Annotated in this window: 12 protein-coding genes; 6 read left to right on the top strand and 6 right to left on the bottom strand. The window is 66.0% G+C overall.

Annotated elements, in window-relative coordinates:
- Positions 1 to 230: 230 nt before the first annotated feature.
- The 3 genes from ACILR9_RS21930 to ACILR9_RS21920 form a co-directional block, all read right to left on the bottom strand.
- Positions 231 to 1,244, bottom strand: a complete 1,014-nt coding sequence (locus ACILR9_RS21930; protein ID WP_395712089.1) for an aspartate-semialdehyde dehydrogenase — start codon at positions 1,242 to 1,244, stop codon at positions 231 to 233.
- A 227-nt stretch (positions 1,245 to 1,471) separates the two neighbouring features.
- Positions 1,472 to 2,446 (bottom strand): Bug family tripartite tricarboxylate transporter substrate binding protein, encoded by a 975-nt coding sequence (locus ACILR9_RS21925; RefSeq protein WP_395712088.1) that lies wholly within the window; start codon positions 2,444 to 2,446, stop codon positions 1,472 to 1,474.
- A gap of 223 nt (positions 2,447 to 2,669) precedes the next feature.
- Complete coding sequence (locus ACILR9_RS21920; protein WP_395712087.1) at positions 2,670 to 4,070, bottom strand: sulfatase-like hydrolase/transferase; 1,401 nt, start codon at positions 4,068 to 4,070, stop codon at positions 2,670 to 2,672.
- A gap of 163 nt (positions 4,071 to 4,233) precedes the next feature.
- Between ACILR9_RS21920 and ACILR9_RS21915 the strand changes: the two genes are divergently transcribed.
- The 3 genes from ACILR9_RS21915 to ACILR9_RS21905 all read left to right on the top strand — a co-directional run bounded on the left by ACILR9_RS21915 (position 4,234) and on the right by ACILR9_RS21905 (position 7,472).
- Positions 4,234 to 5,445, top strand: coding sequence for a CaiB/BaiF CoA transferase family protein (locus tag ACILR9_RS21915; RefSeq protein ID WP_395712086.1), 1,212 nt, complete (start codon positions 4,234 to 4,236; stop codon positions 5,443 to 5,445).
- An 8-nt stretch (positions 5,446 to 5,453) separates the two neighbouring features.
- Positions 5,454 to 6,677, top strand: a complete 1,224-nt coding sequence (locus ACILR9_RS21910) for a CaiB/BaiF CoA transferase family protein (RefSeq protein ID WP_395712085.1) — start codon at positions 5,454 to 5,456, stop codon at positions 6,675 to 6,677.
- Between the two features lie 456 nt (positions 6,678 to 7,133).
- Positions 7,134 to 7,472 (top strand): Mpo1-like protein, encoded by a 339-nt coding sequence (locus tag ACILR9_RS21905; RefSeq protein WP_395712084.1) that lies wholly within the window; start codon positions 7,134 to 7,136, stop codon positions 7,470 to 7,472.
- A 105-nt stretch (positions 7,473 to 7,577) separates the two neighbouring features.
- On the opposite strand, the gene ACILR9_RS21900 is transcribed toward ACILR9_RS21905, so the two are convergent.
- From ACILR9_RS21900 to ACILR9_RS21890, 3 genes are all read right to left on the bottom strand, one after another.
- Positions 7,578 to 7,916 (bottom strand): D-arabinono-1,4-lactone oxidase, encoded by a 339-nt coding sequence (locus ACILR9_RS21900; protein WP_395712083.1) that lies wholly within the window; start codon positions 7,914 to 7,916, stop codon positions 7,578 to 7,580.
- On the bottom strand, positions 7,913 to 8,524 hold the full coding sequence (locus ACILR9_RS21895; RefSeq protein WP_395712082.1) for an FAD-binding protein: 612 nt from the start codon (positions 8,522 to 8,524) through the stop codon (positions 7,913 to 7,915). Before ACILR9_RS21895 ends, ACILR9_RS21900 begins: the two co-directional genes overlap by 4 nt.
- 75 nt (positions 8,525 to 8,599) lie before the next feature.
- Positions 8,600 to 9,250, bottom strand: a complete 651-nt coding sequence (locus tag ACILR9_RS21890; RefSeq protein ID WP_395712081.1) for a hypothetical protein — start codon at positions 9,248 to 9,250, stop codon at positions 8,600 to 8,602.
- Between the two features lie 171 nt (positions 9,251 to 9,421).
- Here ACILR9_RS21890 and ACILR9_RS21885 point away from each other — a divergent pair, with 171 nt between their 5' ends.
- The 3 genes from ACILR9_RS21885 (at position 9,422) to ACILR9_RS21875 (ending at position 13,076) form a co-directional block, all read left to right on the top strand.
- Positions 9,422 to 10,090, top strand: coding sequence for a hypothetical protein (locus ACILR9_RS21885; protein WP_395712080.1), 669 nt, complete (start codon positions 9,422 to 9,424; stop codon positions 10,088 to 10,090).
- A 169-nt stretch (positions 10,091 to 10,259) separates the two neighbouring features.
- On the top strand, positions 10,260 to 11,615 hold the full coding sequence (locus tag ACILR9_RS21880) for a tRNA-dihydrouridine synthase (RefSeq protein ID WP_395712079.1): 1,356 nt from the start codon (positions 10,260 to 10,262) through the stop codon (positions 11,613 to 11,615).
- Positions 11,616 to 11,624: 9 nt separating this feature from the next.
- A complete protein-coding gene (locus ACILR9_RS21875; protein ID WP_395712078.1) occupies positions 11,625 to 13,076 on the top strand; it encodes an amidase in 1,452 nt (483 codons plus the stop codon).
- Positions 13,077 to 13,118: the final 42 nt, after the last annotated feature.

The following is a 13,118-nucleotide window of genomic DNA, read 5'->3' as shown; positions in this document are numbered from 1 at the left end:
ACAGTTCCAATCACCTGTTCTAAAAGACGATTATCGCGCCGCGATTACTCGAAAGGTCCTTCGCTGCGCTCAGGATGACAGCATCTTGGGCGGGGCGCGCCACTCCACTGGCGCGCTCATCGCCGATCGCACAAAGACGCGCACTGGAGTGGCGCACGCGAGGCACAATACTGTCATGCTGAGACAGGCGCTTCGCGTCGCAACCGAGGGACCTTTATCAAGCGGCGCGGCTAGATGTAGCTCTTGATCAGCTCCTCGGCGATCTGGATGGCGTTGAGCGCGGCACCTTTGCGCAGATTGTCGCTCACCACCCACATCGCGAGGCCGTTCTCGACTGTCGGATCGACGCGCACGCGGCTCACGAACACGCCATCCTGGCCGGTCACTTCCTGCGGCGTGACGTAGCCGCCCGGCTCACGCCGGTCGACTACCAGCACGCCCGGCTGAGCGGCCAGCAACGCGCGCGCCTCGTGTTCGTCGAGCGGCTGCTCGAGCTCGAGATTCACCGCCTCGGCGTGGCCGATGAAGGTCGGCACGCGCACGCAGGTAGCGTGGACCTTGATCTTGGGGTCGAGAATCTTCTTGGTCTCGACCACCATCTTCCACTCTTCCTTGGTCGAGCCGTCCTCCATGAACACGTCGATGTGGGGAATGACGTTGAAGGCAATGCTCTTGGTGAACTTCTTGGGCTCCAGCGTCTGGTTGACGAAGAAGCTCTTGGTCTGGTTGAGCAGCTCGTCCATCGCGTCCTTGCCGGCGCCGGAGGTCGACTGGTAGGTCGCGACGACGACGCGGCGGATGGTGGCTGCCTCGTGGATCGGCTTCAGCGCCGTCACCATCTGGATGGTCGAGCAGTTGGGATTGGCGATGATGCCGCGGCCCTTGTAGCCCGCGATCGCCTTGGCATTGACCTCGGGCACCACCAGCGGCACGTCGGGATCCATGCGCCAGTACGAGGTGTTGTCGATCACCACGGCGCCGGCCTTGGCGGCGCGCGGGCTGTGCTCTGCCGACACCTTGGCGCCCGGCGAGCTCAGCACGATGTCGATGCCCTTGAAGTCGAACTTCGCCAGGTCACGGACTTTGAGGACCGATTTGTCGCCGAACGAGGTCTGCTTGCCGGCCGACCGGGCGGACGCCAGGGCGACGACATCGTCGGCCGGGAAGTTCCTCTCGGCCAGGATCTGCAACATTTCGCGACCGACATTTCCGGTCGCGCCGACGACGGCGACTCTGTAGCCCATGACACTATGGCGCGGGGATGCGCTCTCCTCTGGTTGAAGGCGGCAGGGAGATACGCGCCGAAGGGGGCTTTTGCAAGGAAGGCGGTTTTCCTCCCTAAGCGCAGCTTGGGGAGGTGTCGCCGTCTTCGGCGACGGAGGGGTCATAGGCCACGTCACGTGACTCATGACCCCTCCGTCCGCGATTACGCGGACACCTCCCCAGCGAAGACGCTGGGGAGGAGGATGAGTCACTCCGCCGACGCCCCCGAGGCCTTGATGATGGGCAGCCACAGCGCCAGGTCGTCGCGCACCAGCTTCTGGGCGGCGGCGGGCGGCTCGGGCGGCAGCATGTCGATGCCCTGGCTCAGCATCTTCTCGCGCACCTGCGGCAATTGGCCGATCCGGTTGATCTCCGCATTGAGCCGGCCGATCACCGGCTCGGGCACGCCGGCCGGCACGGCAAAGCCCATCCAGGTGTTGACCACGTAGTCCTTCACACCCGCCTCGATCATGGTCGGGATCCCGGGCAGCAGGTCGGAGCGCTTCCCGCTGGTCACGGCGAGCGGCTTGAGCTTGCCGCCCTTGATCTGGCCAATCACCGTCGGCGTGTTGAACAGGCCCATCGTCACCTCGCCGTTGGCGACGGCGAGGATGCCGGCTGGCGTGGCACGATAGGGCACGTGCTGCAGCTTCACGCCGGTGCGCAGCTCGAGCAGCACGCCCGACATGTGATGGCTGGTGCCGACGCCGCCCGAGGAATAGGTGAGCTCGCCTGGCTTGGCACGCGCCTGCGCCAGCAGGTCGGCGACGCTCCTGGCCGGATTGTCGGGACGGACGATCAGGACGTTGGAGACGCCGCCGGTCGCCGTGACCGTGGCCAGGTCCTTCAGCGGGTCGTACCCCGGCGCCTTGTAGAGCCCGATGTTGAAGACCATCGTGCCCTGCGAGACCAGCGCCATCGTATAGCCGTCGGCCGGCGAGCGTGCCGCTTCGGCGGTGGCGATGGTTCCGCCGGCGCCGGTCTTGTTGTCGACCACGACCGTCTGGCCAAGCGACTTGCCGAGCTCCTCGGCGAACACGCGGGCGACGATGTCCGCCGTCGCGCCCGGCGCCAGCGGCACGATCATGCGGATCGGCTTGGCCGGCCACGCCTGCGCGCGGGTGGTGGTCGCGGTCGCGGCGGCGAGCACTGTGGCGAGGAAGGTGCGTTTGGTCAGAAGCATGGCGAGGTCCGTTTCGATCTCGAGTTGAACAGACTACTCAAAGTTGAACACGGTGAAAGGTCCCTCGCTACGCTCGGGATGACAGCATTCCCGGCAACACGAGCAGTACCGTCGACAGGAGGCAACGCTGCCGACATCACTGTCGCGCCAACAGCAAAGCTGTCATCCCGAGAAAGGCGCTTGCTACGCACGCGCCGAAGCGAGGGCCCTTTCTCTTCAAGGCTCACAGCCCCACCGACTGCGCGACCAGCGCCGCGAGCTGCTTGCGCAGCTTGGCCACGGTGGCGCGCTCGCTGCGCTTGCCGACCAGGTTGTGCATCTCGTAGGGATCGGCCCTGAGGTCGTAGAGCTCGTCGCACTCGACGCCGTCGAGAGATTTCTGCGTCCAGTGAATGTACTTGTGCCGACGCGTGCGGATCGCCTTGTAGCTCATGCCGATCAGCCACGGCATGGCGTTCTCGCTGAAATACTCGCACATGAACGACTTGCGCAAGCCGGCGCCCCGACCACCCGTGGCAAGCGGGCGCAGCGACAGGCCCTGCATGTGCTCGACGTCGGCGGCCTTGCCGCCGGCGAGATCGACCAGCGTCGGCGCGATATCGAGCGCCAGCACCAGGTCGTCGCTCACCGTGCCCGGCTTGAACCAGGCGGGATAGCGCAGCAGGAACGGCGACCGGATGCCCTCCTCGTAGGCGAAGCGCCGTTCCGGGCCCAGCCCGTGCTCGCCGAAGAAGTAGCCATTGTCGCCCAGGAACAGGATGAAGGTGTCGTCGAGCTGGCCGGTCTCTTCCAGGGCATCGAACACCTCGCCCATGCCCTCGTCGACCGAGGCCATCATGGCGGCACGCAGGCGGATCTCCTCGTCGCTGCCGGCCTGGATGCCGTCGAGCACCTTGCGCGAGGCCTCGTTGACGCGGAGCTGGAACGCCTCGGTCCAGGCCGGCTTGTCCTTCACCACCTTGGCCGCCGGCAAGGCGTTGGGCCGGCGCGGGAAATGCTCGCCCTTGTAGAGGTCGGCGTGGCGCGGTGCCGGCCGGTAGCCGCCCTTGCTGAGATCGATCGTGCCGTCGGCCGCCTGGAAGGCGTCGGGATGCACCGCCTTGTGGGCGAAGAACAGGGCGAAGGGCTTGGTCCGCTCGCGGCGCAGGAACTCGACGGCGTGCCCGTTCAGGAGGTCGGTGATATAGCCCGGATGCTGACGCTCCTCGCCGTCGATGTTGAGCACCGGATCGACGATCGAGCCGTGGCCCGGAAAGCTTACCCAGCGGTCGTAGCCCGGTCGCGGCATGCCGGAATTGCCCATGTGCCACTTGCCGACATGGGCGGTCTCGTAGCCCAGGCGCTGCAGGATGGCGTGATAGTTGGGCAGACGATGGCTGTGCGCATCGCGCGCCACGTTGTCGATGATGCCGTGCCGGCTGGCGTACTGCCCGGTGACGATCGACGCCCGGTTGGGCGAGCAGAGCGGCGTGGTGTGGAAGGCCGCCGTGAACATCGCACCCTCATGGCCGATGCGATCGATGTGCGGTGTCTTCATGTAGGGATGGCCGCAGATGCCGAGCTCGTCGAACCGAAGATCGTCGATCAGCACGACAATGAAATTGGGCTTGCGCTTCCTGGCCACGGTGTCTCCCCAAATCTTCTCCTCCCCGACGAAGTCGGGGAGGACGAAGACATGACACTACCCTCACGATCTCTCCAAACGAAATACGCTTTCACCGACGGACTTGACGGATGGCCGGGGCAAGCAACGATAGGGCAGGAGCAGCTTTTTCGGGGACCAACCAATGACCGAGTCCGACCTGCCCATGGCAGGCCTGCGCGTGCTGGACATCAGTTCCTTCATCGCCGCCCCGGCGGCGGCCGTCGTGCTGGGCGACTGGGGCGCCGACGTGATCAAGATCGAGGGGCCGGACGGTGATCCCAACCGTCGCATCATGCACGATTCGTCGAACTATCCGAAAGCCGAGGTCAACTATCCCTGGCACATGGACTCGCGCAACAAGCGCTCCCTGGTGCTCGACCTCAAGCTCCCCGAGGCGCGCACCGCGCTCGACAAGCTGATCGCCGTGTCCGACGTGCTGATCTGCAACTTCCCGCCGCCGGTGCGCGACAAGCTCAAGCTCAGCTACGAGAACGTGAAGCCGGTCAACCCGCGGCTGATCTACGCCTCGCTCACCGGCTACGGCGAGACCGGTCCCGACCGCGACCGGCCTGGCTTCGACGCCACCGCCTATTTCGCCCGCTCCGGACTGCTCGACGCGCAGCGCTACGAGGGCGGCCCGCCCGGCGTGCCCGGCCCTGCCCAGGGCGATCGTGCGACGGCGATGGGCCTTGTCTCGGCCATCCTGATGGCGCTGATCCATCGCATGAAGACCGGCGAAGGCTCGTGGGTCGGCACGTCGCTGCTCGGCAACGGCCTGTGGTCGTGCGGCGTCGTCGCCCAGGCCGCCCTGGTCGGCGCCTACCTGCCGCACCGCCCGCCGCCCGAACGGCCGCGCTCGGCGCTGGGCAACATCTACACCACGTCGGACGATCGCTGGCTGCAGCTCACCATCGTGCGCGAGGACAAGATGTGGGTGCCGCTGTGCCAGGCGATCGGCCAGCCCGAGCTTCCCGAAGACCCGCGCTTCGTCACCCAGGCCGACCGCCGGCAGCATTCGGCCGATCTCGCCGTCATCCTCAAGCACGCCTTCGCCCGCCACGACTACGACCATTGGCGCAAGGCTCTGGTGGACAACGGTATCACCTTCGGCGTGATCAGCCGGCCGCAGGACGTGCCCGGCGACGACCAGGCGGTCGCCTGTGGCGCCGTCGTCGACACGGCGATCGCCGACATGCCGCGCACCTTGGCCAACCCGATCCGCCTCGGCTTCGCCGAGCAGCGCATCGCCGGGCCGGCGCCCGCCCTCGGCCAGCACAGCGACGAGATCCTGGGCGAGATCGGCCTGTCGGCCGGCGAGATCGCCGAGCTGCGCCAGAGCGGCGCGCTCAGATGAGCACCGCGATGCGCGAAGACTTGCCGCTCGGCGGGCTGCCCCTCAGCGGGCTGGTCGTCCTCGACATCAGCTCGTTCATCGCCGCGCCGGCCGCTGCCGTGGCGCTGGCCGATTTCGGCGCCGACGTGATCAAGATCGAGCCGCCGGACGGCGACCCGCATCGCAACAATTTCCGCAACGCCAGCTATCCGGTCAGCGACCGCAACTTCCCCTGGCAGCTCGACGGCCGGCTGAAGCGTTCGCTGGCCCTCGACCTCAAGAACGCAGCGGCGCGCGGCGTGCTCGAGCGGCTGATCGGCCGCGCCGACGTCATGATCGTGAACTTCCCGCCGCCGACGCGCGAGCGGCTGCGGCTGCGCTGGGAGGATGTCGAGCCGCTGAACCCGCGCCTGGTCTACTGCTCGCTCACCGGCTACGGCGAGAGCGGCCCCGATCGCGACCGGCCGGGCTTCGACGTGTCGGCCTATTTCGGCCGCTCGGGCATCCTCGACGCGGCGCGCTACGAGGGCGGGCCGCCCGGCCTGTCGCTGCCGGCGCAAGGCGATCGGGCAACGGCGATGACCCTGGTCGCCGCCATCCTGATGGGGTTGCGCCAGCGCGACCGCACCGGCAGGGGCAACTGGGTCGGCACCTCGCTCTATGCCAACGGCGTGTGGGCCAACGGCACGTCGGCAGCAGGCGCGCTGCTCGGCGCCAAGCTGCCGCCGCGGCAATCGCCCGATCGGCCGCGCAATGCGCTCACCAACCTCTACCGCACCAAGGACGATCGCTGGCTGCAGCTCCTGATGGTGCGCGACGACCGGCTATGGGCACCCCTCTGCAAGGCGATTGGCCGGCCCGATCTGCTCGACGACCCGCGCCTCGCCAGCCGCCCCGACCGGCGCGAGCGCTCGCTCGAGTTGCAGCAGGAACTGGCGCCGATCTTCGCCACCCGAACCTATGCCGAATGGGAGACGGCCCTCGCCGGCACCGGCATCCCGTACGGGGTGATCGGCCGGCTGGCCGACGTGGTCGACGACGAGCAGGCCCGCCACGCCGGCATCTTCGCCGACACCACCAACCCCGAGATCCCGCGCACGGTGAACAACCCCATCCGGCTGGGCTTCGCCCAGCCTCGCAAAGCCGGCCCGCCACCCGGGATCGGCGAGCACAGCGAGGAGATCCTGCGCGAGGCAGGGTATGGCGTGGACGAGATCGCCGAACTGAAGGCGGCGGGCGCACTGGGACCATAGCGCCTCCTTTCCTTCCCCGTAATCGAGGGAGGTGCCCCATAGGCGTTAAAGGACGAAGGGACCTCACCCTGAGGAGCGGCCCGGAGGGCCGCGTCTCGAATCGGGCGACGTAACCTTCGCCCTTGGAGCGTGATTGCTTTAAGTGGAAACCTCACCCTGAGGAGCCGCGCGGAGCGTGGCGTCTCGAAGGGTGGGCCAGAGTACGTCTGTTGCCGACCCTTCGAGACGCGGCCTGCGGCCGCTCCTCAGCGGTGAGGTCATACTTTGGTGCATCAACCCAAGAAAATCATGCTGTAGTCGGCAACAGTGAAGGGTGCTGCGACACGGTTGATCTCCTGTGCAGCCCATCTTCGAGATGGCCGCGGAGTTTATCCCGAGGAACTCGAGGGGCGGTCTCCTCAACATCAAAGGCGCCATTCCAGGGTAGCTGCAGGCTTCAACTCAAAGCGCTATCCTATGGCCATGGCCCAGCGCTTCCAGACCTATGCCGAGTTCTGGCCATTCTACCTGCATGAGCACGCCAAGCCGCGGACGCGCGCCATTCACTATGTCGGCACGCTTGCCTCGACCGTAGTGCTGATGGCGGCTGTCGCGAGCCAGAGCTGGTGGTGGCTGCTCGCGGTGCCGTTCTTCGGTTACGGCCCGGCATGGCTCAGCCACTTCTTCGTCGAGAAGAACAAGCCGGCGACCTTCCAGGCGCCGCTATGGTCGCTGATCAGCGACTATCGCATGTGCGGCCTGTTCCTCACCGGCCGGTTGGGCGACGAGCTGATGAAACACCAGGTGCGCGCCTGATCGCGTGTCCCCGATCATGTGACGTCGAGGGTTGGCAATGTCGGCACCGCGCTCGACGCGCCGCTGACCGCCATCCTCGTCCCACTCGCGGTCCGGGCGTTCGGCCTACGGTGAGAGTTCGCCGCCGGTTTGCGCCGCCGCCGTCGGCCGGCCTGGCGGCAAGCCGAGGACACGGCGGTTGTAGGCATTGCGCAGAACGCCGTCCGGATCATAGGTACGGCACAAGGCGCGGAATTTCTCCAGCCGCGGGTAGAGTCCGGCGATGTCATCGTATTGCAGCGGGAAATGCTTGCCCCAGTGCAGGCGCGCATCGACCAGCGTGCGCAGCACGCGCGCTACCAGCGAACAGAAGGCGTAGTAGGTGTCGCGATCGGACGGCGCATCGTAGGTAAAGAGCGAGATGGAATAGATCGGCGCCTCGCGCGACGCGGCCATCGAGATCAAGGTATCTTCCGGCAACACCCGGCGAAAGAACAGCGGATAGTGGTGCACGTAGGCACGGTCACAAGATCGACCGAGACGATGATCCCCAGGCAGCCCAGGCTGCAGCGTGCCGCCAGGAGTTCCGGCCCCTCGACGAACTCCCGGATGACATGCTTGTCCAACTGGGAATCGAGCACGGCCATGCACACGCGGGTGACGAAGTGGGACAGGCTCTGCTTGCCCGAACCGTGCGTGCCGGTCGAGATCGCCCCCGAGATCGTCTGCTTCTTGATCGCGCCCAGGGTCGGCAGCGTGCGATCGGTAGCGGCATGCAGGCGGTCCAGAAGGTCCTGCAACCGGCAGCCGGCGCCCACCCGCACGATATCGCGGCCGTCGAGAGTCATCGGTTCGACCCTGTCCAGGGCACTCATATCGAGCACGATGTCGGCGCCGGCCGCGATCCCGCTCCACGAGTGCCCCGACCCGATCGCCTTGATGGTCCTGCCGGGATGGCGCCCGAGAATATCCAGCAATTCCGCTTCCGATCGGGGCCGATACCGGCGGGCGTACCATTTCTGGTTGCCACCGAAATTGACGAATGGCTCGGGATCGATCTCGGGCTCTGCCATGGTCAAACCTCGCGGCATGAGGATCGCTCGACCAAGGTACGCGTGTCTCGATATCGCTGACAATCATGCCGCGCCTTACGGCTTGATGTTATGTAGCCGAAAGACGAAAAGGATGATCGACAGGGCGACCGCGAGATATGCCAGCGTGCTGGCGATGAACCCTCTCCACCATTCGTAGCGCTCACGGGCAGCATCGAGCGCGTTGATACGTTCCTGGTCGCGAGCGATCGTGGACAGCGCATCCGCAATCACCTTGTTCTCGAGCTCCTGCAATCGTTGGACGGCGGCCGGGCTGTCGTAGCCCTGGGCGATGGTCTCCTCGTAGGGTTTGAGGACCGATTGCCAGACCTTGGGATAGACGATGGCGGCGGCACGGCGCAGCGAACCGATCGACGCCGCGTTGGCCCGGTAGAGATTGTCGCCGAGATAGCGCAGTTTCATGTCGGCCGAGACGGCGGTCATCAGCAGATTGAGCGTGCCGCGACCGAGCTCATTCGCCTGGAACTGCGCCACGAACCGATCGAGGTCGCTCATTTGGGCCTTGAGGGTCACCGACTCCGTCTTGAGGGGGCGCTCCAGCTCGTCCAGTCGCAGGTAGATGACGTTGCTGGTGAACCACGAGCCGATCGACGGCGCCGCGAACAGCAGAGCGACCAGAAAGCGGCGGAGAAACACCCGTACGGCCGAAGGCTTCGGCGCCTCCTGAAGAACGTCATCTACGCTCATGGTATCCTGTTGCCGATCGCCAATCCGTCACTGAAATCCTCGCCGCAGGCGTCACACCGACTTCAACTTTGGCGGAGATACCGGGAGTTCGCCATCCCGCGTCGGCAGGGGACAAAGCGTTTGCCGGCATGATAGCATTCATCGATCGACCATCGCGAGGAGGTAAGACCGATGCCCTTCGGACATTGCGCTGTTGAAGCGCGGGCTCGGCTTGCCATTCTGACGGTTGCCGTAGCGGCATGCTGGACGACGCAGATCGCCGCTCAGGTCTATTACAACGGCTACGACATCGGACCCGACTACGGCGCCATGCTGCGCGAGCAGCAGGCGCGCAGCCAGCAGCTCGACCGCGAGATCCAGGCACGAACCGCCGATATCGTCCAGCGCACGATGCAGAACCCTGATTGCTACGCCAAGTACCAGCAACATCTCGCGCAGGGCGGCACTCTCAGCTATCCGCAATTCGCCTATCAGTATGCCGCGACCGGCGGCTTCACGCCCGAAGGCATCCGGCGCTACCGCACGTCCGAGCAGCAAAACCAGCAGCGCGAATATGAGAAGTGGCAGGAGTTGCAACGGGCGCAACGTGAACGCCAGCGGGCCCAGCAGCAACATGCCGACCGCTACAGCCGCAACCAGAACCAGGCTGGCGACGTCCTGCAGGGCCGGAGCTGGTGGATCGATCCGACGACCGGCCAGCGCCAGTCGCTGCCCTATATCGGTCCAAACCAGGGCTACGTCGATCCCAGGACCGGCAACCGCTACTGGCGCGACGAGTCCGGCCGGTATGCCGTGCAAACGCCCTCGGGCCAATGGGCCTGGATGATCCCGACTCAATGACACGGCGGCGCGGGCGAAGATGGTTGCCAAATCGGGTAGCGTCCCGGTTTGAGAGCCTTGGCGGCATCCGCCCGCACGATCCGCTACCCTTACTTGGCGCTTGACCCGCCTCGCGCGCTCGGCGCGTACTTGGCACGCCGCTGGTCCTGCCGGCGGCCGCCGGGGGCACATGCTTCTCCAACCATTCAGGATCGGTAACGTCGAGTTCGCGAACCGGATTCTCCGCTCATCGATGGGCGGACGGACCTGCTACTATGACGGAACCGTCTCTCCCGCCTTTACCCACTTCGAGAAGCGATTCGCCGACAACGGGGTGGGCGGCATCATCTCGGCGACGATCAGCGTCACCGAAGCGCGCATGTCGCCGCTCGAATATCCGACCTTGCACGACGACCGCTATGTCGGTCCGCTGCGGGAAGCCGTAGAGGAGATCAAGTCGGGAAATACCTGCCGCTATATCATTCAGCTCGGCGACACCGGCGCCCATACCCATACCAGCCTGCGGCCGCAGGATCAGGACCGGTTGTCCGCCTCGTCCTTCTTCGACCTGCTCTACGGCTATCACAACCGCTCCAGGTCGATGACGTGCAAGCAGATCGAGGCCGTGATCGACAATTTTGCCCAGGCGGCGCGCCGGGTGACCGAGGCCCGGTGCGACGGCGTCGAGATCACCGCCTCGAAGGGTTACCTCATCCATCAGTTTCTCAATCCTGTAACCAACCGGCGGACGGACAAGTACGGCGGATCGGTCGAAAATCGCTTTCGCTTCCTGCGCGAGATCGTCGAGGCGGTGCGCCGGGAAATCGGCCGCGATTTCCTGTTCGGCGTGCGGCTTTCGGCAAAGGATTTCAACATCCTGCCCTTGAATGTCCGCCTGCCCCTCGTATGGCCGCTGCGCCACTATTTCGTCGGAAACGATCTGGCGGAAACGACCTATTACGCACGCCAATTGGAACTGCTCGGCATCGACTACCTGCATATCGACAGCGGCTTCGGCTTTCCCAATCCGAAGGGAAGCCCGGGCGACTATCCCGATGAAGGCTTTCTGACGTTCGTCAATACGACGCGCTACCTCAGCACCAAGGCGGGCCTCCGCGCCACGCTCTTCAACATCGTGCCGGGCCCGGTACGCAAGCGCATCTTCGGGCTGGGCTATCGCTTCCGGCCTGCCGCCAATGCGGATTTCGCCTCGATCATCCGCCAGAGTGTCGGCATTCCCGTCATCGCCAATGGCGGCTTCCAGGACCGCCGCGTGATCGACGACGCGCTTGCCTCGGGTAAATGCGACATGGTCGCGATTGCGCGCCCGCTGCTGGCCAATCCCGATCTGGTCCGCCAGTTCGCGCGCGGCGTCGACAGCCCTGACAATCCCTGCTCGTTCTGCACCCTCTGCTGCTCGCAGACCGCCGTGTTTCCACTCGGGTGCTACGACGAGCGGCGGTTCACCTCGCCGGAGGAGATGATGAAGCAGATCGTCGCGTGGTCCTCGCCCAACGCCGCCATGCCGGCATCACGCCTTCACTGAACGCGCACCATGCACGCGCTGCCGTTCCGCTCCGCCACCGAGCTGGTTGCCCTGATCGAGAAGAAGAAGATCGGCTCGGAAGAGCTGCTGGATCTCTATCTGGCGCGCATCGAGAAACACAATCCACGCGTCAACGCCGTCGTCTCCATGGACGCCTCCGGCGCGCGCCGGCGCGCCAAGGAAGCCGACGCCGCGATCGCGCGAGGCGCCCCGCTGGGGCCCCTGCACGGGCTGCCGATCACCATCAAGGACAGCTTCGATCTCGCCGGCCTGCCGGCGACCTGGGGCGTGCCCGAGCTCAAGGATCATCGCCCGGCCAGCAATGCGCTCGCGGTCCAGCGCTATCTCGATGCCGGCGCAATCGCCTTCGGCAAGACCAACGTCGCCGCCTATCTCATCGGCTGGGCCACACACAACGACATCTATGGCACCACCAGCAACCCTTGGGATCTCACGCGCTCGCCCGGCGGGTCGTCGGGCGGGGCGGCCGCGGCGCTCGCCGCCGGCCTGACCGGCCTGGAGATCGGCGTCGATTTCGGCGGCGGCGTGCGCAACGTGGCGCACTATTGCGGGATCTATGGTCACAAATCGACCTACGGCATCACCAATTGGGTCGGGCACGTCATGCCGGGCATCGGCCACAAGCCCGACCTGGCGGTGGCCGGGCCGCTGGCGCGCAGCGCCGCCGACTTGAAGCTCGCCTTGTCGCTGATTTCCGGTCCGGCCCCCGACGAGGCGGTCGCCTGGCGCCTGGCCCTGCCGCCCGCCCGCACCAGCAAGCTCGGCGATCTCAGGGTCGCCGTCATGCGCGACGACCCACACTTCGATGTCGACACCGAGGTCCAGGACCGCATCCAGGCTGTCGCGGACTTCCTGGCGAAGCGGGGAGCCAAGGTCAGCGACAGGGCCCGCCCGGCGATCGACAGCGCGGCGGCGTTTCGGATCTTTGGCGGCCTGCTGATGTCGGGACTGACGGCCCGGCAACGCGACGAGAAATTCTGGTCGCGCCTTGCCCATCTCAGGGCCCGTTTCATGGCGGTGGAAGAGTCGGGCGGGGCGCCCGCCGAGAGGACCTTCAGCTACGCCGAGTGGATCGAGCTCGACAATGCGCGCAATCTGCTGCGCCGTGCGTGGAAGGCCTTCTTCACCGAGTGGGACGTCCTGCTGTGCCCCGCGGCACCGACCGTCGCCGTGCCGCACGATCCCAAGCACGCTTGGCACGAGCGCAAGGTCGTCGTGAAAGGGCGGCGCACCTCTCCTGCCGATCCGACCTTCTGGGGCGCCTACTTCACCGTCGCCTATCTGCCCTCGACCGTTGCGCCCGCCGGGTTCTCGCAGACCGGCCTGCCGATCGGCGTTCAGATCGTCGGGCCGGAGTTCGGCGATCTCACCTGCATCGAGGTGGCTCACCACCTGGAGCGCGAATTCCAGGGCTTCGTGCCGCCCAAAGGCTGGACCTGACCGGCGCCTTGCGCCGGACAGTCGACCGCCTAGAATGACCAT

The sequence above is a fragment of the Reyranella sp. genome (assembly GCF_044224635.1).
Classification (GTDB): domain Bacteria; phylum Pseudomonadota; class Alphaproteobacteria; order Reyranellales; family Reyranellaceae; genus Reyranella.
The sequence above is the reverse complement of the archived record's forward strand: the minus strand, read 5'-3'. Positions and strand labels throughout refer to the sequence as shown.

Coding starts and splice junctions, on each gene's coding strand:
- ACILR9_RS21930 (WP_395712089.1), bottom strand. CDS start 1,244: ATGGGCTACAGAGTCGCCGTCGTCGGCGCGACCGGAAATGTCGGTCGC.
- ACILR9_RS21925 (WP_395712088.1), bottom strand. CDS start 2,446: ATGCTTCTGACCAAACGCACCTTCCTCGCCACAGTGCTCGCCGCCGCG.
- ACILR9_RS21915 (WP_395712086.1), top strand. CDS start 4,234: ATGACCGAGTCCGACCTGCCCATGGCAGGCCTGCGCGTGCTGGACATC.
- ACILR9_RS21910 (WP_395712085.1), top strand. CDS start 5,454: ATGCGCGAAGACTTGCCGCTCGGCGGGCTGCCCCTCAGCGGGCTGGTC.
- ACILR9_RS21905 (WP_395712084.1), top strand. CDS start 7,134: ATGGCCATGGCCCAGCGCTTCCAGACCTATGCCGAGTTCTGGCCATTC.
- ACILR9_RS21895 (WP_395712082.1), bottom strand. CDS start 8,524: ATGGCAGAGCCCGAGATCGATCCCGAGCCATTCGTCAATTTCGGTGGC.
- ACILR9_RS21890 (WP_395712081.1), bottom strand. CDS start 9,250: ATGAGCGTAGATGACGTTCTTCAGGAGGCGCCGAAGCCTTCGGCCGTA.
- ACILR9_RS21885 (WP_395712080.1), top strand. CDS start 9,422: ATGCCCTTCGGACATTGCGCTGTTGAAGCGCGGGCTCGGCTTGCCATT.
- ACILR9_RS21880 (WP_395712079.1), top strand. CDS start 10,260: ATGCTTCTCCAACCATTCAGGATCGGTAACGTCGAGTTCGCGAACCGG.
- ACILR9_RS21875 (WP_395712078.1), top strand. CDS start 11,625: ATGCACGCGCTGCCGTTCCGCTCCGCCACCGAGCTGGTTGCCCTGATC.